Origin of the sequence: Pseudomonas sp. A1230, from assembly GCF_044218825.1 — a bacterium.
In the GTDB taxonomy this organism is placed as follows: domain Bacteria; phylum Pseudomonadota; class Gammaproteobacteria; order Pseudomonadales; family Pseudomonadaceae; genus Aquipseudomonas; species Aquipseudomonas iridis.
On record NZ_CP162582.1, the window covers coordinates 2526625 to 2548741 of the forward strand.

Genomic DNA, 22117 nt, shown 5'->3' on the forward strand with positions numbered 1-22117 from the left:
TCGACGCTGACAGCAAACACCATGTCCGGCTAACAAATGCGCTAAATCGCACCGCCCGTGAGCCGCGGCTGGCGTAACATGGCACCCATCACAAATGCGTCAGGGAGACGACATGCTGTACCGAATCGCAGCCGACGGGCTGGTGCTGTTTCATTTGCTGTTCATTCTATTCGTGCTGTTCGGCGGACTGCTGGTGCTCATGTGGCCGCGACTGATGTGGCTGCACTTGCCGGCCGCCGCGTGGGGCTTCGCGGTCGAGGTGTTCCACCTGACTTGCCCCCTGACCTATTGGGAAAACCTGATGCGCCACGCCGCCGGGCAAACCGAGTACGCCGGCGGTTTCATCGAACATTACATCTGGCCGATCATCTACCCGGCCGGGCTTACACCGCAGATTCAACTGGTGCTAGGCAGCGTGGTGCTGATGATCAACCTGCTGGTTTACGGGCGATTGATCCGCTCGTGGAAACTGCGCCGAGCCAGCCGTATTTCGATTTAACGCGACGCAGGCTTCAAGGCCTCCAGCCACGCCGGATCAAGGCGTGGCTGGTCGACATCGAGACCCAGCGCTTGCATCCGCTCTTTGTGCTGTTCGACTTCACGATGCAACTGCGCATGATCGCTGGAGTTACCATCCAGTTCATGCATCTGCGTCAGCCCCTGATGATAGAAGCGCAACACTTTCATCGCGATCGGGTCGTTCTTTTCCACTGCCGCCGTCACCTGATGCATCACATTGGTGACGCTCATCAAATTGCGCTTGAGCCGCCAGCTATAAACCGCCGGCGCCATCCAGCTCTGATTCCAGAAGCGCCCGCGCAGCAATGCCGCCGTCAGCAGAAATGCCAGAAAAACCCCGCCGACATTAAACCGCAGGTTATCGCCGCCCGGTTCTCCGAACAGTTGCACCGCCACCGTTGAAAACAACATCGCCAGCACCAGGAACAGCACGGCGATGATCAGCGTGCTGCGGCGGGTCTGCTGGCGAAAAGTGGCGGCGTCCATCGGCTGAATCTCGAACATCACTAATGACTTCCTTGAGCAAGAAAAAGAGGCACAACAGAAAAACGGGCCCGCGCATTATCGCCTCTGCGATGGATTTAGCTATGCTGGGGCCCCTTTTCATCTTTTCATCGTCCAACGGGGACATGGCGGTATAGCGCAGATCGTGCCATCTTCATTCATGGATACACACTATTCGGATGCCATTCGCCTGGTTCTGGGATGACATCGTTTTAAGGATCATTGCATGACCCAACGACACGTAATCAATGCTTCGGTCAGCCCCAAAGGCAGCCTGGAAACCCTTTCTCAACGTGAAGTGCAGCAACTGAGCGAAGCCGGATCCGGCAGCACCTACACCCTGTTCCGCCAGTGCGCCCTGGCCATCCTCAACACCGGCGCTCATGTCGATAACGCCAAGACCATTCTTGAAGCCTACAAGGACTTCGAAATCCGCATTCACCAGCAGGATCGCGGTGTGCGCCTTGAGCTGCTGAACGCTCCGGCCGATGCCTTCGTCGACGGCGAAATGATCGCCAGCACCCGGGAAATGCTGTTCAGCGCCCTGCGAGACATCGTCTACACCGAAAACGAACTCGACAGCCAACGCATCGATCTCAGCACCTCGCAAGGCATCAGCGACTACGTCTTTCACCTGCTGCGCAACGCCCGCACCCTGCGCCCGGGTGTCGAGCCGAAAATCGTCGTGTGCTGGGGCGGTCACTCGATCAACACCGAAGAATACAAATACACCAAGAAAGTCGGCCACGAACTGGGCCTGCGCAGCCTCGACATCTGCACCGGCTGCGGCCCCGGCGTGATGAAGGGCCCGATGAAAGGCGCGACCATCGCCCACGCCAAACAGCGTATTCACGGCGGTCGCTACCTCGGTCTGACCGAGCCGGGCATCATCGCTGCCGAAGCGCCAAACCCGATCGTCAATGAGCTGGTGATCCTGCCGGACATCGAGAAACGTCTGGAAGCGTTCGTGCGTGTCGGCCACGGCATCATCATCTTCCCGGGCGGTGCCGGTACGGCGGAAGAGTTCCTCTACCTGCTGGGCATCCTCATGCATCCGGACAACGAGGGCCTGCCGTTCCCGGTCATCCTGACCGGGCCGAAACATGCTGCACCGTATCTGGAGCAGCTCGACGCGTTCGTCATCGCGACCCTCGGTGAAGCGGCCAAGCAGCACTACGAAATCATCATCGACGACCCGACTGAAGTCGCGCGCCAGATGACCCAGGGCCTTAAAGCCGTGAAGCAGTTCCGCCGCGAGCGTAACGACGCGTTCCACTTCAACTGGCTGCTGAAGATTGACGAGGGCTTCCAGCGTCCGTTCGATCCGACCCACGAAAACATGGCCAACCTGAAACTGCACCGCGACCAGCCACCGCATGAACTCGCGGCCAACCTGCGCCGGGCGTTCTCAGGGATCGTGGCCGGTAACGTCAAGGACAAGGGCATTCGTCTGATCGAGGAACACGGCCCGTACCAGATCCGTGGTGACGCCGCGATCATGCAACCGCTCGACGCACTGCTCAAAGCCTTCGTCGCCCAGCACCGGATGAAACTGCCGGGCGGCGCGGCGTATGTGCCGTGCTATCGAGTGGTGGCGTAAGGTTCGGCCACAAGACACCCTTGTAGGAGCTGCGGCACGCTGCGATCTTTTGATCTTGTTTTTAAAGGTCAAAATCAAAAGATCGCAGCGTGCCGCAGCTCCTACAGGAATTTGTGTCAGGCAAAGATCTTGTGCTCAACGCAAAACCCTGTGGGAGCTGGCTTGCCAGCGATGACGGCCGAACGTTCACCCTCAACCCCGCAGCCTCTCTCAATCCGTCAACCGCGCCGCCAACGCCTTCGCCTGCAACGCCACATCCGTCACCGCCGTACTCTCCCACCACATCCCGCGCAACGGCGGGCCCATTGCGAACAAGCGACTCGCTGCTTGCCCGTGTTCGTCCACAACAGCTCCGTCAGGCGCTGCCGTAATCCCTAACGCCAAAGGCCCAGGCTGCACCAGACCCCGCGCCAACAATTGCTGTGGCAACGGTCGCGCCACACGACGCCAGTCATATTCGATACCGCTGGAGTTGATCAGCGCTGCGCCATGTACCACGCAGGTTTGCGCTTCACCCCGCGGACGGATGCGAATACTCACACCACCCTCCGCGCAAGGCTCAAGCCCTTTGAACGAAGCTGCGTGAATGCGCAACCGCCCTTCGCTATGCAGACGCTCGACCAACTGCGCACTCAACGGTGGCGAACGATGGTGATGGCTTTCCCACCAAGGCCGCACATGACGTACGAATTGTCGACGCTGCACGTCAGTCGCCTGGCTCCAAAGTCGGCCGATGTGTGCACGCACCGTGTCCAGTGGCGCTTGCCAATCGATGCCTTGTGCGATGGCGTCGCGGCAATGCCGTCGCAACTCGCGCAGTAACTGTCGGGGGGAACGAATGCCGTGGTCTTCAGCAAGAAAATCTACCCAGCCCGGCGGTTGTCGACGAACATGGGGCAGCAAGCCATGACGGGAAAACACCTCGATCGGCCCACGATGCCCAGCCTGCTCCAGCGATACCACGGCATCGACCATGGTCAGGCCGGAACCGATGATCAGCACGCTCGATTGCGCATCGAGCTGACGCATGGCCGCTACATTCCACGGGTCCAGAGCGGCGGCGTTGAGACCACTGGATTGCGTCTGCGGTGTGCGCGCGGCCGGGAACATGCCGGTGGCGAGTACTGCGTACGCGCCGTGCAATTGTTGGCCATTGTCCAGGGTGAGCTGCAATGAATCCGTATCGATTTGCAGATCGACGGCCTCTGCGCGGATGTGCTCGACGGTCGAACCCTGCTGCGCGCCGTCCTCTCGTGCTTCGGCTAAACGCTGCTGCACGTAAACACCGAACAGTCCGCGCGGCGGGAACAGTTCACTGACCGGCACCTGTTGCTCGGCAGACTCGGGCCAGCCGCCCGAAGCGATGTGCTCGGCCAGCCATTGCGTCAGGTCATCCGGGTTATCCGGATCGACGCTCATCCGCGCCGCGTTGCCATTGAGCGTGTGGCCCAACTCCACCGCACTATAGGCCTCACCACGGCCGAGTTCCGCGCGCGGCTCAATGACCAGAATCCGGCGCTGGCCTGGCCGACGCAACAACTGCACCGCCAGCATCGTGCCGCTGAGGCCACCGCCGATGATCAGAATGTCTGCGTGCTGGTTCATTCAAATCACCACATTACGCACAAACCGCGCCGCCACCGGCCCGTCATTGCGATAGGCATGCGGCTGATTACTGGCAAACATGAAGAACTCCCCCGTGCCGATCTGCTGCGCATGATCGCCAAGCATCAACGTCAGGCAACCCTCAAATACATAAATCTGTTCACTCCAGCCATCGGCGTCCGGTTGCGACGGATAGACCTCGCCCGGTTGCAGGCACCATTCCCATTGCTCGACTTCGCGGGTTGCGGTGGCTTTGGACAGCAACACGGCTTTGCTGCCGGGGATGCTCCCGGCCCACGCCACTTCGTTGATGCGGCTCGGATCGCGCGCGTCAGGGGCCTGGATCAAATCGCTGAAGGCAACATCGAGTGCTTCGGCGACGCGATCGAGGGTGGTCAGGCTGACGTTCTTTTCGCCCGCCTCGATCGCCACCAGCATCCTCCGACTCACTCCGGACTTTTCCGCCAGCGCGGTCTGGCTCATGTCGGCAGCGTGCCGCAAGCGCCGGACGTTCTGGCTGACGTGTTGCAGGACGGAGGCGCGTTGGCTGGAATCTTTGTGCACTATATTGCTCACTCGGTGGGGTTGGGCAGTATACTGCGCAACATTTGGCGCATTGTGCGTCGCTCTTTCTCTCGTGCGCAAGGACATGACGTCAGTGAATCGCTCCGACACCTCCTCTCGTTTCTCCCGCTTCAGCAAGGCCGAGTGCGTGCTGGTGGTGATCACCATGATCTGGGGCGGCACCTTTTTGCTGGTGCAGCATGCGATGACCGTCAGCGGCCCGATGTTCTTCGTCGGCCTGCGCTTTGCCGCCGCAGCGGCCATCGTCGCGCTTTTTTCGTGGCGGCACCTGCGTGAGCTGACCTTGTTCGAACTCAAGGCCGGCGCCTTCATTGGCGTAGCAATCATGCTCGGTTACGGCCTGCAGACGGTCGGGTTGCAGACAATTCCAAGCAGTCAGTCGGCGTTCATTACTGCGTTGTACGTCCCGTTCGTGCCGTTGCTGCAATGGCTGGTGCTGGGGCGGCGACCGGGTTTGATGCCGAGCATTGGCATCATGCTGGCGTTTACCGGATTGATGCTGTTATCGGGGCCGTCCGGAGCCTCGCTGAATTTCAGCCCCGGTGAAATCGCCACACTGATAAGCGCCGTAGCCATTGCTGCTGAAATCATTTTGATCAGCACCTACGCCGGCCAGGTGGATGTACGCCGGGTGACCGTGGTGCAACTGGCAACGACCTCAGTGTTGTCATTTTTGATGGTGGTGCCGACTGGCGAAGCGCTTCCGGATTTTTCCTGGCTGCTGCTCGCAACGGCTTTGGGCCTGGGCGCGGCAAGTGCGGCTATTCAGGTCGCGATGAACTGGGCGCAGAAGAGTGTTTCGCCGACCCGAGCGACGCTGATCTACGCCGGTGAGCCGGTATGGGCAGGGATTGTAGGGCGGCTTGCTGGCGAGCGCTTGCCGGCGATTGCTCTGTTGGGCGCCGGGTTGATTGTGGCGGCGGTGATCGTCAGTGAGTTGAAGACCAAGGGTAAGCATTCGGAGGAAGTGCTGGAGGATTTTGACCGCGAGACTGAGCGCTGAGGATCTTGAAGATCAAAAGATCGCAGCCTTCGCCAGCCCCTACATTGGAATGCGTTTTCCTGTAGGAGCTGCCGCAGGCTGCGATCTTTTTTCGCCCATGAAACAAGGCCAAACACAAATATCCAGACTACTTTGTAGGATTCTGAGACATCCTGGCGTTTGGTGATCGGGGAGCTGGCACGTATGATGCTTCACAAACTTCCGCAGATTAGAAGCCTATGTCCCTGATAGTTCTACTGCTTCTGCCATTCATTGGCAGCTGTCTGGCAGCGGTGCTGCCACACAATGCGCGTAACACCGAATCCCTGTTGGCAGGTCTGGTCGCTCTGATCGGCGTCGTCCAGGTGGCTTTGTTGTACCCGCAGATCGCCAATGGCGGCGTCATTCGCGAAGAATTCATGTGGTTACCCAGTCTCGGGCTGAACTTCGTTCTGCGCATGGACGGTTTCGCCTGGCTGTTCTCGATACTGGTACTCGGGATCGGCTCACTCGTCTCTTTATATGCCCGCTACTACATGTCACCGGACGATCCGGTGCCGCGATTCTTCGCATTTTTCCTGGCGTTCATGGGCGCCATGCTTGGCCTGGTGATCTCCGGCAACCTCATCCAGATCGTGTTTTTCTGGGAACTGACCAGCCTCTTCTCTTTCCTGCTGATCGGATACTGGCACCACCGCTCCGATGCCCGTCGTGGCGCCTACATGGCGCTGATGGTCACAGGCGCCGGCGGACTATGCCTGCTGGCGGGGGTCATGATCCTCGGCCATGTCGTCGGCAGCTATGACCTTGACAAGGTCCTGGCCGCCGGCGATCTGATTCGCGCACATGCCCTCTACCCAATCCTGCTACCCCTCATTCTCATCGGCGCCTTAAGCAAAAGTGCCCAGTTTCCCTTCCACTTCTGGCTGCCCCACGCTATGGCGGCGCCCACGCCAGTCTCGGCGTATCTGCACTCGGCGACCATGGTCAAGGCCGGGGTTTTCCTGCTCGCACGCCTATGGCCATCGCTGTCCGGCAGTGAAGAATGGTTCTACATCGTCAGCGGCGCTGGCGCGTGTACGCTGTTGCTCGGCGCGTATTGCGCAATGTTCCAGAACGACCTCAAAGGCTTGCTCGCCTACTCAACCATCAGCCACCTGGGCCTGATCACGTTGCTGCTGGGCCTGAACAGTCCGCTGGCCGCCGTTGCCGCGGTATTCCATATCCTCAACCACGCCACGTTCAAGGCCTCGCTGTTCATGGCCGCGGGCATCATCGACCACGAGAGCGGCACCCGCGACATCCGCAAGCTCAGCGGTCTGATCAAGCTGATTCCGTTTACCGCAACGCTGGCGATGGTTGCCAGCGCCTCGATGGCCGGCGTGCCACTTCTCAACGGCTTCCTGTCGAAAGAGATGTTCTTCGCCGAAACCGTGTTCATCAATGCCACGGCGTGGGTCGAAGCCGCGCTGCCGATTGTCGCAACCATTGCCGGTACATTCAGCGTCGCCTATTCCCTGCGTTTCACCGTCGATGTGTTCTTCGGCCCACCGGCAACCGACCTGCCCCACACCCCGCACGAGCCGCCGCGCTGGATGCGTGCACCGGTCGAGTTGCTGGTGTTTACCTGCCTGATCGTGGGGATCTTCCCGGCACAAGTGGTTGGCCCGCTGCTCGCCGCCGCCGCGCAGCCCGTAGTGGGCGGCACCTTGCCGGAGTACAGCCTGGCAATCTGGCACGGCCTGAACGCACCGATGATCATGAGCCTGATCGCGATGTCCGGTGGCATCGCGCTTTACCTGTTACTGCGTAATCAGTTCAGACACGGCCGCTTCAAATACCCGCCACTGGTGGGACGCTTCAACGGCAAGCGCCTGTTCGAGCGCAGCCTTGTGGTGATGATGCGCATGGCCCGGCGCGTTGAACGCCGACTCGGCACCAGACGCCTGCAAATGCAATTGTTCCTGATGGTCTTGGCGGCTGTGCTCGCGGGCCTGATTCCGATGCTGCACAGCAGCCTGAGCTGGGGTGACCGGCCGAAGATTCCGGGCTCGATCGTTTTCGTGACCCTGTGGCTGCTGGCGATTGCTTGCGCCCTCGGCGCCGCGTGGCAGGCCAAGTATCACCGTCTCGCTGCCCTGACCATGGTCAGCGTCTGCGGCTTGATGACCTGCGTGACCTTCGTCTGGTTCTCCGCTCCGGATCTGGCGCTGACGCAATTGGCCGTCGAAGTGGTGACCACCGTGCTGATCCTGCTGGGGCTGCGCTGGTTGCCACGACGGATCGAAGAGGTTTCGCCACTGCCGAGCACGCTGCGCAAGGCACGCATTCGCCGTCTTCGCGACTTGATGCTGTCGATTGCGGTCGGCGCCGGCATGGCGCTGCTGTCCTACGCAATGCTCACGCGGCAGACGCCGAATGACATTTCCTCGTTCTACCTCAGTCGCGCCCTGCCTGAGGGCGGCGGCAGCAATGTGGTTAACGTGATGCTGGTGGACTTCCGAGGTTTCGACACCCTGGGTGAAATTACCGTGCTGGTCGCTGTTGCATTGACGGTGTTCGCCCTGCTGCGCCGCTTCCGTCCTCCGAAAGAAAGCCTGCAACTGCCGGCCCAGCAGCGCTTGCTGGCACCGGACGTGGTCACCGACCTGGTCAACCCGCGTTCGGCCAGCGACACCGCGCTCGGTTTCATGATGGTGCCGGCGGTGCTGGTGCGTCTGCTATTGCCGATTGCGCTGGTGGTGTCGTTCTACCTGTTCATGCGCGGACACAATCAGCCGGGCGGCGGATTTGTCGCCGGGCTGGTGATGTCGGTGGCGTTCATCCTGCAATACATGGTCGCCGGTACGCAGTGGGTCGAGGCACAAATGAGCCTGCGGCCACTGCGCTGGATGGGCACGGGGCTGCTCTTCGCCACCGCCACCGGGCTTGGTGCGATGGTGGCCGGATATCCGTTCCTCACCACCCACACCTGGCATTTCACCCTGCCGCTGCTGGGTGACATCCATATCGCCAGCGCGCTGTTCTTTGACATTGGCGTGTACGGCGTGGTGGTCGGCTCGACGCTATTGATCCTCACCGCTCTCGCCCACCAATCGGTACGTGGTCACAAGAACGCGTCCCTGCCCAAGGCCGTTGCCAGCAAAGGAGCCGTCTGATGGAAGAAGTCATCGCAATCGCCATTGGCATTCTCGCCGCCTCCGGCGTCTGGCTGATCCTGCGCCCACGTACGTTCCAAGTGGTCATGGGCCTGTGCCTGCTGTCCTACGCGGTCAACCTGTTCATCTTCAGCATGGGCAGCCTGTTCATCGGCAAGGAGCCGGTGATCAAGGACGGCGTGACCCAGGACTTGCTGCACTACACCGATCCGCTGCCGCAGGCGCTGGTATTGACCGCAATCGTCATCAGCTTCGCCATGACCGCATTGTTCCTCGTCGTTCTGCTCGCCTCGCGCGGCCTGACCGGCACCGACCACGTCGACGGCCGGGAGCCTAAAGAATGATGGCGATGACTCACCTGATCGCCGCACCGATTCTGCTGCCGCTGCTGACTGCCGCGATCATGCTGATGCTCGGCGAGCGGCACCGCCCGCTGAAGGCGAAAATCAACCTGTTCTCCAGCCTCCTCGGCCTGTTCATTTCAGTGATGCTGCTGCAATGGACGCAAACCACCGGCGTGCCCGGCTCAATCGGCGTATACCTGCCGGGCAACTGGCAGGCGCCGTTCGGCATCGTGCTGGTGGTTGATCGCCTCTCGGCGCTGATGCTGGTGCTCACCGGGGTCATTGGCGTCAGCGCCCTACTGTTTGCGATGGCACGTTGGGACGGCGCGGGATCGAGCTTCCACGCGTTGTTCCAGATCCAGTTGATGGGTTTGTATGGCGCGTTCCTGACCGCTGACCTGTTCAACCTGTTCGTGTTCTTTGAAGTGCTGCTGGCCGCCTCTTATGGCCTCTTGCTCCATGGCTCGGGCCGGGCACGGGTTTCGTCCGGGCTGCATTACATTTCGATCAACCTGCTCGCCTCGTCGCTGTTTCTGATCGGCGCGGCGTTGATCTACGGCGTCACTGGCACCCTGAACATGGCCGATCTGGCGGTGAAAATTCCGCTGGTTCCGGAAGCCGACCAAGGTCTGCTGCACGCCGGCGCAGGCATTCTCGCGGTAGCGTTCCTGGCCAAGGCCGGCATGTGGCCGCTGAACTTCTGGCTGGTGCCGGCCTACTCTTCGGCCAGCGCACCGGTAGCGGCGATGTTCGCGATCATGACCAAGGTCGGCGTGTACACCCTGCTGCGCCTGTGGACGCTGCTGTTCTCCGCCCAAGCCGGAGCCTCGGCGTTCTTCGGTGGTGACTGGCTGATCTACGGCGGCATGGTGACCATGGCCTGCGCAGCGCTGGCGATTCTTGCCGCGCAACGCCTTGAGCGCATGGCCAGCCTGAGCATTCTGGTGTCAGCGGGGATCCTGCTGTCGGCCGTCGGCTTTGCGCAGCCGAACCTGATCGGTGCGGCGTTGTTCTATCTGGTCAGTTCGACGCTGGCGTTGAGTGCGCTGTTCCTGCTGGCCGAGTTGATCGAGCGTTCGCGCTCAGCCAACGAAATCCCACTGGAAGACGAAAGCGAATTGCTGCCGCGACCACAGGAATCCCTGCAACCGCCCAAAGGCATCAACCTCGACGACGAGCAGAAAGCCGTGGTCGGCCAGGTCATCCCATGGACCATGGCGTTTCTCGGCTTGAGCTTTATCGCCTGCGCCCTGCTCATCATCGGCATGCCGCCGCTGTCCGGTTTCATCGGCAAACTCAACCTGATCAGCGCGTTACTCAATCCGCTGGGATTGGGCACCGCCGCGCCGATTTCCAACGCGGCATGGGCGCTGCTGGCGCTGTTGATCCTGTCTGGCCTGGCAGCGTTGATGGCGTTCTCGCGTCTCGGCATCCAGCGCTTCTGGACGCCAGAAGAGCGCCCGTCACCGCTGCTGCGCAAACTCGAATGCGCGCCGATTTTCCTGCTGCTGGGGCTGAGCATCGTCCTGACCTTCAAGGCCGAGCCGCTGATGCGTTACACCCAGGCCGCTGCTGACGCATTGAATAATCCCCAGCAATACGTCAATGCCGTGCTCGGCACTCGCGCCGTACCGAGCCCGGAAAGCAAGGCCGCCCTGTTGGAGGTGCAGCCATGAAGCGTGTATTTCCAGCACCTTTGCTTTCATTGGCGCTGTGTATCTTGTGGCTGACGCTGAACCTGTCAATCAGCCCCGGCAACCTGCTGCTCGGCGCAATACTTGGTTTCGCTGCGCCGTTGATGATGCGCAAATTGCGTCCCAAGCAAGTGCGTATCCGCCGTCCATGGACAATCGTGCGGCTGCTCCTTCTGGTTGGTCGTGATGTGGTGATGTCCAACTTGATCGTCGCTTGGGGTGTACTGAATGCAGGTCGTCGCCCGCCGCGCTCGAGCTTCATCAAAGTGCCGCTGGACCTGCGAGACGCCCATGGTCTGGCGACATTGTCGATGATCTGCACGGTAGTGCCCGGTACGGTGTGGTCAGAACTGGCGCTGGATCGCAGCATTCTGCTGGTACACGTATGGGATCTGGATGACGAAGCGCAATTCATCGAGCACTTCAAGAGCACTTACGAGCGGCCGCTGATGGAGATTTTCGAATGAGCCCATTACTCTCGAATGCGATTCTGCTGACGCTGTTTCTATTCTGTCTGGCCATGCTGCTGACGCTGTTGCGTCTGTTCAAAGGGCCATCGGCGCAGGATCGGGTACTGGCGCTGGACTATCTGTACATCGTTGCAATGCTGATGATGCTGACTCTGGGCATTCGCTATTCCAGTGACACTTACTTTGAGGCGGCGCTGCTGATCGCGCTGTTCGGCTTCGTCGGTTCGTTTGCCCTGGCGAAATTCCTGCTGCGTGGCGAGGTCATCGAATGAACGCGGAACTGTCTCTTTGGGTTGAGATTCCTGTGGCGATCCTGCTGGTGCTCAGCGGCGTGTTTGCCTTGATCGGCGCAATCGGATTGCTGCGGATGAAGGACTACTTCCAGCGCATGCACCCGCCGGCACTGGCGTCGACGCTGGGAGCGTGGTGTGTGGCGCTGGCCTCGATCATTTGCTTTTCAGCGCTGAAGTCCGGGCCGGTGCTGCATGCCTGGTTGATTCCGATTTTACTGGCAATCACGGTCCCGGTGACCACGTTGCTACTGGCGCGGGCGGCGTTGTTCCGCAAACGCATGGCCGGAGATGATGTGCCGGCGGAAGTGAGTAGTCGCTCCAGTGAAAGCGGTAGCTGAATTCAGACTTTGTGGTGCCGGGACTGGCCTCTTCGCGGGCAGGCCCGGTCATCACATAAATCTGCTCAGCCTCAAACCCAAGCCACCGCCAACAACCCCGCCCCCAACACCGCACACAACGGCGAATAAACCCACGTATCCAGCCGCGCAAAACGTGAGCCCTTCACCTCCTTGAAAAACCCCACCAGATGCGAATCACCAATCGCCCGGGCAAACATCAGCAGCGCAATTACACTGATCACCCACTGCAACGCCTTGTGATGTACCGGCGCCACGCCCCACCCGACCCGCAGACACACCAGCGCGGCAATCGCCAATAACACAGCCGCCACCAACAACGTTAGCCATCCCGATGGCTTGAACGCCGGTCGTAGCGTGGCCACCAAACCTTCCACCGGAACCTGCGGAACTGCCGCCACCGCCGCCCATTGCCCACCCAACGCCCAATACACATGCACCAGGCTGATCACCGCAAACACTGTCACCAGCCATTGAGCCAACACAAAGGTCATGGTTGAAATCCTTGAAAGGGATTTGAACAAATCATCCTAGTCGCATTTTTTTCAAGTGCACGACCGATCAGCGGTAAGGTAAAGTGCCGCCCCATGAAATTCTCCCGTTCCGACCGATCACTGCTGGCCTGGATGCTCTATTGCTGCGTCCTGTTCAACGTGTTCGCTTGCAGCATCGGTCACGGGCAAATGGTCGGCATGCAGCTCAACGGCATCGGCGGCCAGTTCTGTACAGTCGACCCGGCGACTCAAGCGCCGCTGGCCTCCAATCCCAGCGAAGAACAACTGCCGACGCTGTCCAAAGCCTTCGGCTGTCCGCTGTGTTCTGTCGGCGGCGGCATGGGTCCGGCGTTCAACTCCAGCCTGACCCTGGCGATCCTCCCGGAACAACACAGCCCACCCCTGGCGCCCATCGCCAGTGCCGACCTCCCCGCACGCTTCACCTGGCCCTCGGCCAACCCACGCGCCCCACCGCTCGCCTGAGTGTTCCTGCCTTTTTGATTTGTCGGCCCACTGCGCCAACGCGCGGCGTTTGCCTGTGCGCTGACTCCTAGACATGCATTCAGGATTCAATGATGAAACAACTCACTTTGCTGGCGAGCCTGTGCGGCTGCCTGTCCGTTAACGTCTGGGCGCAATCCACCATGGAACTGGCGCCGATCAACATTGATGGCGAATCCGGCAGCGAACCGGGCCTGAGCCTCGACCAGTCCAGCGGCATGGCTTCGCGACTCGGCTTGAGCGTCCGCGACACACCCGCTTCGGTGGCCATCGCCAATCGCAACGACATCGAGCGCCACGGCGCACTGAACTTCCAGGACGCCGCCAACACCCTGCCCGGCGTCAATGCCAGCGCACCGCCAGGCTTCGGCGGATTCATCTCCTATCGCGGCTTCACCAGCAGCCAGATCACGCAGATGTTCAACGGCATCAACGTTTCCGGAGGCCTCGCCCGTCCTGTCGATGCGTGGATCTATGACCGAGTGGAGTTGGTGGGCGGTCCGTCGTCGCTGATCAATGGCGCAGGTTCAGTCGGTGGTTCGTTGAACTACGTGACCAAACTGGCGACCCGCGATGAACAGGCCGTTGAAGGCAGGGTCAGTTACGGCACCTACGACAACACCGAAACCGCGTTCGGCCTCAACCATGCGCTGACCGATCCAGGCAGTGAGGTGCAGCACTACGCGCGCCTGGACGTCAGCCACAACACCAGCAATGGCTACATCGATCGACAGGAGCGCGATGCCTGGAGCGTGGCGTTTTCGATACTCAGCGATTTCACACCAAACCTGTCGCATACCCTGGCCCTGGAGTATCAGGACGAACACGAAGACAGCCCGTACTGGGGCACGCCGGTACTCAACCCCAAGGCCGGCGAATTGAAGATTGATAAACACAACCGCTTCAACAACTACAACGTCGAGGACGGCCGCTACGAACAGCGGACAATCTGGGTGCGGTCGATCATCGACTACCGGATCAACGACAGCACCACCCTGCGCAACACGCTGTACCACCTCGACAGCCAACGCGATTACCGCAATCTCGAGACCTACAAATACAACGCCGACAACTCGGCAGTGAATCGTTCGACGGCGTACCAGGTGCGGCACCAAGGCGAACAGAACGGCAACCAGTTCGAACTGCGCCACGACAACACTTTGTTGGGACTTGATACGACGTGGTCCGGCGGTTTCGAATACAAGGTCAACCAAACCACCAACTCGCCGCTCAGCATAAAAGACGCGAGCGCGGTAAACCCGAGCCACTATCGTCCCGGATATTTCTACGACATTCCCGGCACCAACCCCGCACTGATCAGTGACAAGACCAACGAGGTCACCACCAAAGCGCTGTTCGTGGAAAACCGTCTGGCGTTGACCGACAAACTGTCGCTGCTCACCGGCCTGCGTTATGACGACATCGACCTCGACGTGACCAACCACCGCGCAGTGACCGCCGCCAATCCAAGACACCTCAAGCGCAGTTGGGAGCCTGTCACGGGGCGTGCAGGCCTGACTTACCAGTTCATCCCTTCGGCCAACGTCTACGTGCAATACAGCACCGCGGCCGAGCAACCCAATGGCACACAGGACTTCGACGTATCGACCGGCAAGCAATGGGAAATCGGCAGCAAATTCGACTACCTGAACGGGCGAGGCTCGGCGACTGTGGCGGCTTACACCATTGAGCGAAAGGACTTCGCCGTCACCGATCCACTGGACCCGACCCGCAGCATTGCAGTGGGCCAGCAGACGTCAAAAGGGATCGAGATTGCCAGCTCCTTGCGCATTACCGACAGACTGCTGGCCGAGGGCAATTTCGCCTGGGTTGACGCGCAGTACGATGATTTCACCGAAAAAAACGCCACGGGCGCCGTGGTTTCGCGCAAGGGCAACACGCCCACCAATGTCCCGGACCGGGTTGGCAATCTCTGGCTGACTTATGATTTTTCGCCGCAATGGCAAGGTGGCGTCGATGCGCGATACGTCGCATCGGTATTTGCCGACAGCGCCAACACCCTCGCCGTGCCGTCGTACACGCTGTTTGGGAGCTTCCTCAGTTACAAGGTCGATTCGCACACCACCGTGACCGGTCGGGTGCGTAATTTGACGAATGAGGTGTATGCCGAGTTTGCGCATGTATCGCCGGCGTATTACCTGGGTACACCACGCACCTTTGAATTGGCGGTGCAGACCAGGTTCTAACCGAAAACGCTACTCACTGTAGGAGCTGCCGCAGGCTGCGATCTTTTGACTTTGTCCTTTCAAAGGCCAGATCAAAAGATCGCAGCCTGCGGCAGCTCCTACAGCATCAGCATCTGCATCAGGATTTATTGCAGGCTGGCCGAAACCTTATCCCCCACATCCTTCGGCAACCACGCCTGCCACACATCCGGATGCGCCTTCATGAATGCTTCAGCCGCCTGACGCGGTGCGGTGTGCTTCTCGCTCATGTCGGCCAACGCCTTGTTCAGCTCAGCAATCGGGAAATCGACTTTGCTGAAGAACTCGGCAATCTGCGGATACTGTTTCTGGAATGGTGTAGACACGCCAATCGACAGTTTCGACGCCAGCGAGCGGGTGGGTTTCGGGTTGGGATTATCGGCGTCAGTCAGCGTTTTCCATGCCTCGGCATCAAACTGCGGCTCTTCCAGCTGCACCAGTTTGAACTTGCCCAGCAACGGCGTCGGCGACCAGTAATAAAACAGCACCGGTTTACCGCGACGAATAGAAGAACTGATCTCGGCGTCGAGCGCGGCACCCGAGCCACTGCGGAAATTGGTGAAGTCGTCCTGCAACCCGTAAGCCGTGAGTTTCTGCTTGTTGACCACTTCTGAAGTCCAGCCAATCGGACTGTTGAGGAAACGCCCCTTGCTCGGGTTTTCAGGGTCCTTGAACACGTCCTTGTATTTCTTCAGATCACTGACACTGCGCAAGTCCGGCGCCAGCGGCTTGATGCCCTTGGCCGGGTCACCCTTGATCACGTATTCCGGCACCCACCAGCCTTCGGTGGCGCCCTTGACCGTATCGCCCAGGCTCACCACCTTGCCTTCAGCCTCGGCCTTGACCCACACCGGACTGCGCCCGGCCCACTCCTCGCCAATGACCTGAATGTCATTGTTGGCCAGCGCGGTTTCCAGGGTAATGGTGGTGCCGGGCAAGGTGTCGGTTGGCAACCCGTAGCCCTTCTCGACGATGATCCGCAAGACATCGGTGATCAGGCTGCCGCTTTCCCAATTCAGGTCGGCGAAATGGATCGGCGCCTGTGCTGCCATCGTCGATTGCGCTGACGCCAGCAGGCCGAATGTCGCCACGCTGGCGGCCAATAACCGTCGAAATCCGTTCATGCATTACACCTCGTGCTGTTCACAGCAATGACAGGATGGCCTTACAGAAGACCGCAAGCCTCTGAATACTCAGTCAACTGACTGTAGACGAGGTTCCTGCTTTTTCAGGGCATGGCCCCAGACGAGGTTAGCTTTCAGACTTTTCCTGCAAGCTTTGAAGCTCGCGTCTGACCATGCTGGCGTATTCCGCTGGACGCAACGCGTAGATCTGCGAGGCCACCCATCCCAGCCACGCGCCTTGCAACTCGGCCTTCATGGCAAACAATCGCCCGGCCTCATCACGCGCCTTGTCGATGTTCTGAGAATGAAAATCGGCGCGACTCAAACCACCGATCACTCGCTGGCCTTGAAGGTCACCAGTTCGCCCTTGCGCCACTTCGCGGCTTTGCCAGTGACGGCTTTCAGGGTCTTGGTCAGGCCTTCCTGCAATTGCTCATTGGCGGCGAACACGGTCACCACGCTGTGACCTTCCTTGAACAGGATCGCATGGCCATCAGCGCTATCAACGAAGGCGTAATCGCCAAGCCCATAAACCGTGAGTTTTATTTCACGAAAACGGATATCCATCTTGCCACCTTCACGGCTGGGCAAGACCGATGCACTGAAGTGGTCGCCGACCTTGAGCTTCAGCCCAGGTTTGTCATCGACTACCAACGCACTTTGCGTGTCGATCTCGGCAACGTAAATGCCTTCCGCGCTTTGCTCGGTGATGTAAACAAAACGCGATTGGAACTGCTTGACCAGCTTTGCACGCAAATCACCCAGCACGAACAAAGCATGCATATCGAGATTACTGACTGCCAAAGAAACATCCCCACATCTGAAAAACCGCACACGGGAAACGCGCACGGCAAAAAACGGCCAGGCCGATGGCACTGCCAATTGACTCAAATAAAAACCTGAACTGAGCAGAGCGCTCGTTCAACGCGAGGTTCGTAAGACTACTGGATTGTCACTCGCGAAACTCACTCCAACGTCGCCAAAGCCTGAAGGAAAAATCCTCACTCGCCATGAGAGAAAGTTGACTACGAACTTTAGGGAAAATTCTCACGAAGAAAAGCTCTTTTCCGACATATCGCTTGCGAAAAATTGCTTTAGATAAGCGCTGTCGTCAACAGGTACTGGCGATTCTAGAGCAGCGATGCTCATTAAGACTACCCACAACGGCCTGTAAATATCGGCCAACTGATGAAAAGGACTTCATATGTGCACTCTGACTCATTTCGCCATGCCCGCTGACGCCCGACTCAAATCGCCTGTGATCCTGCATATCACCGGTATGGAAGATCTGCCGGAATCCGTAACCAACGACCAGACGCCACGCTTTCAGGTGGTACCTGCAGGTAACGCTTTCTTTCACATTAAAGAAAAGTCGACCGGCCGTGTAAGAGGTTTCCGCGAGGATCATAACGAGGCTTGCGCGCTCGCCCGCTCACTCGAATTACAAATCGAACTCCTGGCCAGTGGCTGCCTCAGATAGAGAGAGTGTCGACTACGCCATCCCGGCGCGCGCAAAAGGAGCACACGATGGATCTGGAAACATACAACCTGAAAACCCTGTTCGATCAGTTGGGTCTACCTTCAGAGGACACGCAAATCGATGATTTCATCGAAAAGCATCCGCTGGACGCCAACACCAAACTGGTTGATGCGCATTTCTGGACGGAAGCTCAAAAACAGACACTTGAAGAGTGGATCGGCAAAGACGACGACAGGGCAATTGTCTTCGATGAACTGAACGTACGCCTGCACGACGGCAAGTGACCCGATCAGTGCAGGCTGTCGCCAACCTCCGCCTTCAACTGCGCGAGCCACGCAGCCCTGCACTCCTCGGCCTCATCGCGACTGGCAAACGCGGTGCCACGTCGCTCACCGTTGAGCAAAACGACCCAGCAAACGCTTTGCCCCATTGCGCGTAAACCGGCGGGCACGCCACTGCCGATCATCACGGCAACATCAACCCTGCACTGCATGCGGACCTCCGAAATTCATTAGCTACCTAACTAAGCAGGCATGTTAATGACTTCGCCGCAGCGCAAACAGCAACGCGCGTGCACATATTCATTGCATCTAGCGTAACAATCGATCAGCGCGGACTTTCCGGTTTATAGCCCAACCGCAAGCCGCCCCAGTGTCGGCCCTTTATCGTGATCGGCACCGACAGGTCGTGCATCAACTCGCCGGTGTCACGGGTGTAGGTCTGCAACAACACCGGTTGCTGATGGCTGCCACAGCGAATCCCGGTGCGGTCGGCGAACTTGCGCTTAGTCCGGTTGTTGACCGCATCGACCTGCGCATCGCCAGTCAGTGCCTGGCTGAACACCTGATTGTGCGTCGGCACATACCCCTGCTGCGTGCAGGCAATGGCGAACACCAGACCCTCGTGGCGCGGCAACAACGGTTCCTGAATCGCCGGCAGAACCTGATCGGTATAACGGTCGAATCGGGTTTGATACTTGGTCGGTTGAGTATTCACGATCGCCTGATACTGGCGATCAAACAGATCTTCGAGACTGATCCGCCCTTGCTCGACGTCTGCTTCGAAACGCGCCGCAATCTGACTCGCCCCTTCGCGCGCCAGATCATAGATGCGCTGGTGATAGTCATCCAGACCAACTTCGGCGAGACGTTCGCTGATGGTTTCTGCCTGCCCCTCCATCTGCACCGCCGCATCGGCGAGGCGCCGGGTCTGTTGATCGCTGATCGCCAGATCGCTGCGCATCTGCTCGATGGCCTTGAACAGACTGTCGAGTTGCTCACGATTGGTCTCGGCACCACGGGCGATTTCGCCGACCTGACTTTCCACACCGGCCGCCAGCCGAGCAATGTTCTCCAGGTGCTGGCCGGTGTGCTCGACCTGTTCGACGCCAGTGTGCAAGTCACTGGACAGCTCGCGGATCTGCTCCACCACTTGCGCGGTGCGTTGCTGAATATCGGCGACCATCTCGCCCACTTCGCCAGTCGCCGACGCCGTCCGCGCCGCCAACCCACGCACCTCATCAGCCACCACCGCAAACCCGCGGCCATGCTCGCCAGCCCGCGCCGCTTCAATCGCCGCGTTCAACGCCAAAAGATTGGTCTGGCTGGCAATCGACTGGATCACCAACGTCACACGTTGAATGTCATCGCTGCGCAGGCTCAAGGCTTCGATCAATTCACGACTGGCATTGGCGCGCTGGCTGAGCTGACGCATGCGCGAAATCGAATCGACCAGTTCGGTGCGCCCCGCCGCACTGCTGTGATGTGCCTCGCTGGCGGCTGCAAATGCATCGCGGCTGAGCTGTGAAGTCGCGTGCTCGGTGGCGATCATCACTTCGGCGTTGCTGACAATCCGTGCTGCGGCATCGAGTTGCGATTCGAGCTTGCTCGCCAGCTCCTTGACCGAAAACGCCACGCCGGCCGCCGACAACGCGTTATGGCTGGTGGTGTAGGAAAGGTCGCGGGTCAGTTCGGACATGGCGCTGCCGGTGTCGGCAGGCGGTGCATCGGGGACGGCTCGGGTGCGCAGGCGCGGCAGCCAGACAATCAGCACCGCCAAGGGCATGCCAATGTAAAGCGACCATTCACCCAGCGTCATGCCGGCCAACAACAGCATCAGGGCGATGCTTTGCAGGGTCGGTGCGATCCAGCGGTTTTTCGGCAAAAGCACTGGTGCAGGCAAAGCCTCAACCAGAGATCCATCTCTCGTCATATCAACACCCCACGCTTGTTCTCATTATTGTGACTGCATTAAACGCCACTACAACGCCATTATCTATGGTCCGTTAGTCGTGATGTCTTGCAGCAGGTCAATGGAACGGCCCGGAATATCGCAGACGAAAAAAAACAAGATCGCAGACTTCAGCCGCTCTAAAAGGAGCTGCCGAAGGCTGCGATCTTTTCAGAACGACCCGCAATCGGCGGGTCGCCTCAGGAATCAGGCCTGACGCTGGTGCTTATCGATCTGCTCGTGACGCTCTTGAGCTTCGATGCAGTACTTGGTGGTCGGGCTGATCAGCAGGCGCTTCAGGCCAATGGCCTCGCCGCTGTCGTCGCACCAGCCAAAACTGTCTTCCTTGATGCGCTCAAGGGCTTGTTCCAGTTGCGGCAGCATGCGCTGGTCGCGATCGATCGCGTTGACCAGCCAGGTGCGCTCTTCTTCAACCGAAGCCGCGTCCGCCGGATCAGCCGGGGTATCCAGGCTCTCGATGGCGATACGGTTTTGCTCAATGCGCTCGTGGGTTTCGACTTTCATGTTCTGCAACAGCTCTGCGAAGAAAGCGTGTTGCTCAGCATTCATGTAGTCATCTGCCGGCATGGCCAGCAACTTGTCCTTTGTCATTGATATCTCTATAAAAAAACGTGCATTAAGGCGAAATAGGGAGCGTTCCGGCGAACCGTGTCCGGTCGACGAAAAGGCATCGTTTATTGCAAATGCCACCCGGCACTCAATTTACGAGGGGCGGCAGTCTAAGGCCCGTTTCAGGCATCAGCAACTCTAAATACTGGGAATTTGTCCGACAAGGCCCGGAAATGGCTCTGACACAGGCTTCATTGCGGTTATCGGAGTGCGTTTATAGCAAGAAATTCAGTCGAGCGGCTGTATATAGAAGACAAACGGCTAACCAAGCGCCATTTGATCGCAATTTTTTCGCCTGCCAGTGCATCGTTTCAGCCAGGCAGACCCGGTAAACCACCACTAACATCAGCCACACCTCGCCACAGCGATATCGATCAGCCAGAAGGATGACTTATGCCCCGCCCCGATCTGCCGGCCACCGACGAGCCTACCCTCGCCAGCCCCCCGATCACTGCCGAGCGTCTGCTGCAACTGATCACCGAAGAATACGAAACCCTGCCGCGCCAGCTTAAACGCATTGCCAGCTACATGAGCCAGCAGAGTGACCGGATCATGGTCGACCGCATCAGCGACATCGCCCGCGAATGCGAAGTCCATCCGTCCGCCATCGTGCGCTTTTCCCAGCGTTTCGGCTTCAGCGGCTTCAGCGAAATGCAGGCCCTGTTCCGCACCGCCTACACCCACAAAGCCTCGCCGGTGCAGAACTACCAGCAACGCATCCGCAACATGATCGCCAACCAGTCGCAGAAAGCCAGCGACGGCGACCTCGCCCGCGAGTGCATCGACGCCACCCTTTCCGGCATCGAACGTCTGGGGCGCGAACTCGACGACACGGCTTTCGAAAAAGCCGTCGACCTGATCGTCAACGCCGACAACATCTATGTCGTCGGCGTGCGACGCTCCTTCGCCGTCGCCGACTATCTCGTTTACAACTTGCAACACACTCAGAAACGCATCCACCTCGTCTCCGGCCTCGGCGGCAGCTATCGCGAACAAATGCGCAGCATCCGCGAAGGCGACCTGGTCATCGCCATCAGCTTCACCCCCTACGCCAGGGAAACCCAACACTGCCTGCGCCACGCCCGCGAACAACAGGCCAGCACCCTGATCCTCACCGACAGCCTCCTCTCGCCACTGGCCAAACGCGCCAACAGCGTGTTGTTGGTCAATGAAGGAAGTGCGCTGGCTTTTCGTTCGTTGAGTGCGACGTTGTGTTTGTGCCAGGCATTGTTTGTGGCTGTGGCCTATCGACTGGAATTGAATGTCGATGAGATCCACGAACAAGCCGGATTCGACGACTGACAATTGCTTCAACCTCGGCTAG

24 protein-coding genes are annotated in these 22117 nt (G+C 59.3%); 14 read left to right on the top strand and 10 right to left on the bottom strand.

Annotated features, from left to right (window positions below):
* Positions 1 to 112: 112 nt before the first annotated feature.
* Positions 113 to 499: a DUF2784 domain-containing protein gene (locus AB4P97_RS11870; protein ID WP_395602709.1), complete on the top strand. Its 387-nt coding sequence runs from the start codon at positions 113 to 115 to the stop codon at positions 497 to 499.
* Here the strand turns inward: AB4P97_RS11870 and AB4P97_RS11875 are convergent.
* Positions 496 to 1023, bottom strand: a complete 528-nt coding sequence (locus AB4P97_RS11875; RefSeq protein WP_042562110.1) for a DUF3087 family protein — start codon at positions 1021 to 1023, stop codon at positions 496 to 498. The two genes, AB4P97_RS11870 and AB4P97_RS11875, sit on opposite strands and share 4 nt — an antisense overlap.
* 226 nt (positions 1024 to 1249) lie before the next feature.
* On the opposite strand from AB4P97_RS11875, the gene ppnN reads away from it, so the two are divergent.
* Positions 1250 to 2623 (top strand): nucleotide 5'-monophosphate nucleosidase PpnN, encoded by a 1374-nt coding sequence (gene ppnN / locus AB4P97_RS11880; protein ID WP_042559566.1) that lies wholly within the window; start codon positions 1250 to 1252, stop codon positions 2621 to 2623.
* A gap of 210 nt (positions 2624 to 2833) precedes the next feature.
* Here ppnN and AB4P97_RS11885 read toward each other — a convergent pair whose 3' ends face one another.
* Together AB4P97_RS11885 and AB4P97_RS11890 are read right to left on the bottom strand one after the other, a co-directional pair.
* Entirely contained in the window at positions 2834 to 4228 is a 1395-nt protein-coding gene (locus tag AB4P97_RS11885) for an FAD/NAD(P)-binding protein (protein WP_395602710.1), read from the bottom strand.
* A complete protein-coding gene (locus tag AB4P97_RS11890) occupies positions 4229 to 4792 on the bottom strand; it encodes a helix-turn-helix domain-containing protein (protein WP_042559568.1) in 564 nt (187 codons plus the stop codon).
* 85 nt (positions 4793 to 4877) lie between these two features.
* On the opposite strand from AB4P97_RS11890, the gene AB4P97_RS11895 reads away from it, so the two are divergent.
* The 7 genes from AB4P97_RS11895 (at position 4878) to AB4P97_RS11925 (ending at position 12092) form a co-directional block, all read left to right on the top strand.
* Positions 4878 to 5816 carry a DMT family transporter gene (locus tag AB4P97_RS11895; RefSeq protein ID WP_115147341.1) on the top strand — a complete coding sequence of 313 codons (939 nt, stop codon included), beginning with the start codon at positions 4878 to 4880 and terminating at the stop codon, positions 5814 to 5816.
* A gap of 218 nt (positions 5817 to 6034) precedes the next feature.
* Complete coding sequence (locus tag AB4P97_RS11900; protein ID WP_042559570.1) at positions 6035 to 8953, top strand: monovalent cation/H+ antiporter subunit A; 2919 nt, start codon at positions 6035 to 6037, stop codon at positions 8951 to 8953.
* Positions 8953 to 9297, top strand: coding sequence for a Na+/H+ antiporter subunit C (locus tag AB4P97_RS11905; RefSeq protein WP_016775082.1), 345 nt, complete (start codon positions 8953 to 8955; stop codon positions 9295 to 9297). The genes AB4P97_RS11900 and AB4P97_RS11905 overlap by 1 nt, the downstream gene beginning before the upstream one ends.
* Entirely contained in the window at positions 9294 to 10973 is a 1680-nt protein-coding gene (locus AB4P97_RS11910; protein WP_395602711.1) for a monovalent cation/H+ antiporter subunit D, read from the top strand. Before AB4P97_RS11905 ends, AB4P97_RS11910 begins: the two co-directional genes overlap by 4 nt.
* Positions 10970 to 11458, top strand: coding sequence for a Na+/H+ antiporter subunit E (locus tag AB4P97_RS11915; RefSeq protein ID WP_042559572.1), 489 nt, complete (start codon positions 10970 to 10972; stop codon positions 11456 to 11458). Before AB4P97_RS11910 ends, AB4P97_RS11915 begins: the two co-directional genes overlap by 4 nt.
* The gene (locus AB4P97_RS11920) at positions 11455 to 11733 is read left to right on the top strand and encodes a K+/H+ antiporter subunit F (RefSeq protein WP_042559573.1); all 279 of its coding nucleotides are present in this window, start codon (positions 11455 to 11457) and stop codon (positions 11731 to 11733) included. The genes AB4P97_RS11915 and AB4P97_RS11920 overlap by 4 nt, the downstream gene beginning before the upstream one ends.
* On the top strand, positions 11730 to 12092 hold the full coding sequence (locus tag AB4P97_RS11925) for a Na+/H+ antiporter subunit G (RefSeq protein ID WP_042559574.1): 363 nt from the start codon (positions 11730 to 11732) through the stop codon (positions 12090 to 12092). Before AB4P97_RS11920 ends, AB4P97_RS11925 begins: the two co-directional genes overlap by 4 nt.
* A 71-nt stretch (positions 12093 to 12163) precedes the next feature.
* Here the strand turns inward: AB4P97_RS11925 and AB4P97_RS11930 are convergent, their stop codons facing one another.
* A complete protein-coding gene (locus tag AB4P97_RS11930) occupies positions 12164 to 12604 on the bottom strand; it encodes a DUF3995 domain-containing protein (protein ID WP_042559575.1) in 441 nt (146 codons plus the stop codon).
* A 93-nt stretch (positions 12605 to 12697) separates the two neighbouring features.
* Here AB4P97_RS11930 and AB4P97_RS11935 point away from each other — a divergent pair, with 93 nt between their 5' ends.
* The gene (locus AB4P97_RS11935) at positions 12698 to 13087 is read left to right on the top strand and encodes a DUF2946 domain-containing protein (protein ID WP_042559576.1); all 390 of its coding nucleotides are present in this window, start codon (positions 12698 to 12700) and stop codon (positions 13085 to 13087) included.
* A gap of 92 nt (positions 13088 to 13179) precedes the next feature.
* Complete coding sequence (locus AB4P97_RS11940; RefSeq protein ID WP_395602712.1) at positions 13180 to 15312, top strand: TonB-dependent receptor; 2133 nt, start codon at positions 13180 to 13182, stop codon at positions 15310 to 15312.
* Between the two features lie 125 nt (positions 15313 to 15437).
* Here the strand turns inward: AB4P97_RS11940 and AB4P97_RS11945 are convergent, their stop codons facing one another.
* The 3 genes from AB4P97_RS11945 to AB4P97_RS11955 all read right to left on the bottom strand — a co-directional run bounded on the left by AB4P97_RS11945 (position 15438) and on the right by AB4P97_RS11955 (position 17258).
* Positions 15438 to 16454 (bottom strand): ABC transporter substrate-binding protein, encoded by a 1017-nt coding sequence (locus AB4P97_RS11945; RefSeq protein WP_395602713.1) that lies wholly within the window; start codon positions 16452 to 16454, stop codon positions 15438 to 15440.
* A 127-nt stretch (positions 16455 to 16581) separates the two neighbouring features.
* Positions 16582 to 16779, bottom strand: coding sequence for a hypothetical protein (locus AB4P97_RS11950; protein WP_042562111.1), 198 nt, complete (start codon positions 16777 to 16779; stop codon positions 16582 to 16584).
* Between the two features lie 8 nt (positions 16780 to 16787).
* Positions 16788 to 17258: a hypothetical protein gene (locus AB4P97_RS11955; protein ID WP_080896030.1), complete on the bottom strand. Its 471-nt coding sequence runs from the start codon at positions 17256 to 17258 to the stop codon at positions 16788 to 16790.
* A gap of 400 nt (positions 17259 to 17658) precedes the next feature.
* On the opposite strand from AB4P97_RS11955, the gene AB4P97_RS11960 reads away from it, so the two are divergent.
* Both AB4P97_RS11960 and AB4P97_RS11965 read left to right on the top strand, forming a co-directional pair.
* On the top strand, positions 17659 to 17934 hold the full coding sequence (locus AB4P97_RS11960) for a hypothetical protein (protein WP_042559580.1): 276 nt from the start codon (positions 17659 to 17661) through the stop codon (positions 17932 to 17934).
* Between the two features lie 47 nt (positions 17935 to 17981).
* Positions 17982 to 18218, top strand: coding sequence for a DUF2789 family protein (locus AB4P97_RS11965; RefSeq protein ID WP_042559581.1), 237 nt, complete (start codon positions 17982 to 17984; stop codon positions 18216 to 18218).
* 5 nt (positions 18219 to 18223) lie between these two features.
* Here the strand turns inward: AB4P97_RS11965 and AB4P97_RS11970 are convergent, their stop codons facing one another.
* The 3 genes from AB4P97_RS11970 to AB4P97_RS11980 all read right to left on the bottom strand — a co-directional run bounded on the left by AB4P97_RS11970 (position 18224) and on the right by AB4P97_RS11980 (position 20775).
* Positions 18224 to 18427, bottom strand: a complete 204-nt coding sequence (locus AB4P97_RS11970; protein ID WP_042559582.1) for a hypothetical protein — start codon at positions 18425 to 18427, stop codon at positions 18224 to 18226.
* 113 nt (positions 18428 to 18540) lie between these two features.
* A complete protein-coding gene (locus tag AB4P97_RS11975; RefSeq protein WP_395602714.1) occupies positions 18541 to 20145 on the bottom strand; it encodes a methyl-accepting chemotaxis protein in 1605 nt (534 codons plus the stop codon).
* A gap of 225 nt (positions 20146 to 20370) precedes the next feature.
* Complete coding sequence (locus AB4P97_RS11980) at positions 20371 to 20775, bottom strand: TraR/DksA C4-type zinc finger protein (RefSeq protein ID WP_047301757.1); 405 nt, start codon at positions 20773 to 20775, stop codon at positions 20371 to 20373.
* Positions 20776 to 21186: 411 nt separating this feature from the next.
* Between AB4P97_RS11980 and AB4P97_RS11985 the strand changes: the two genes are divergently transcribed.
* Positions 21187 to 22095: a MurR/RpiR family transcriptional regulator gene (locus AB4P97_RS11985; RefSeq protein WP_115147347.1), complete on the top strand. Its 909-nt coding sequence runs from the start codon at positions 21187 to 21189 to the stop codon at positions 22093 to 22095.
* Positions 22096 to 22117: the final 22 nt, after the last annotated feature.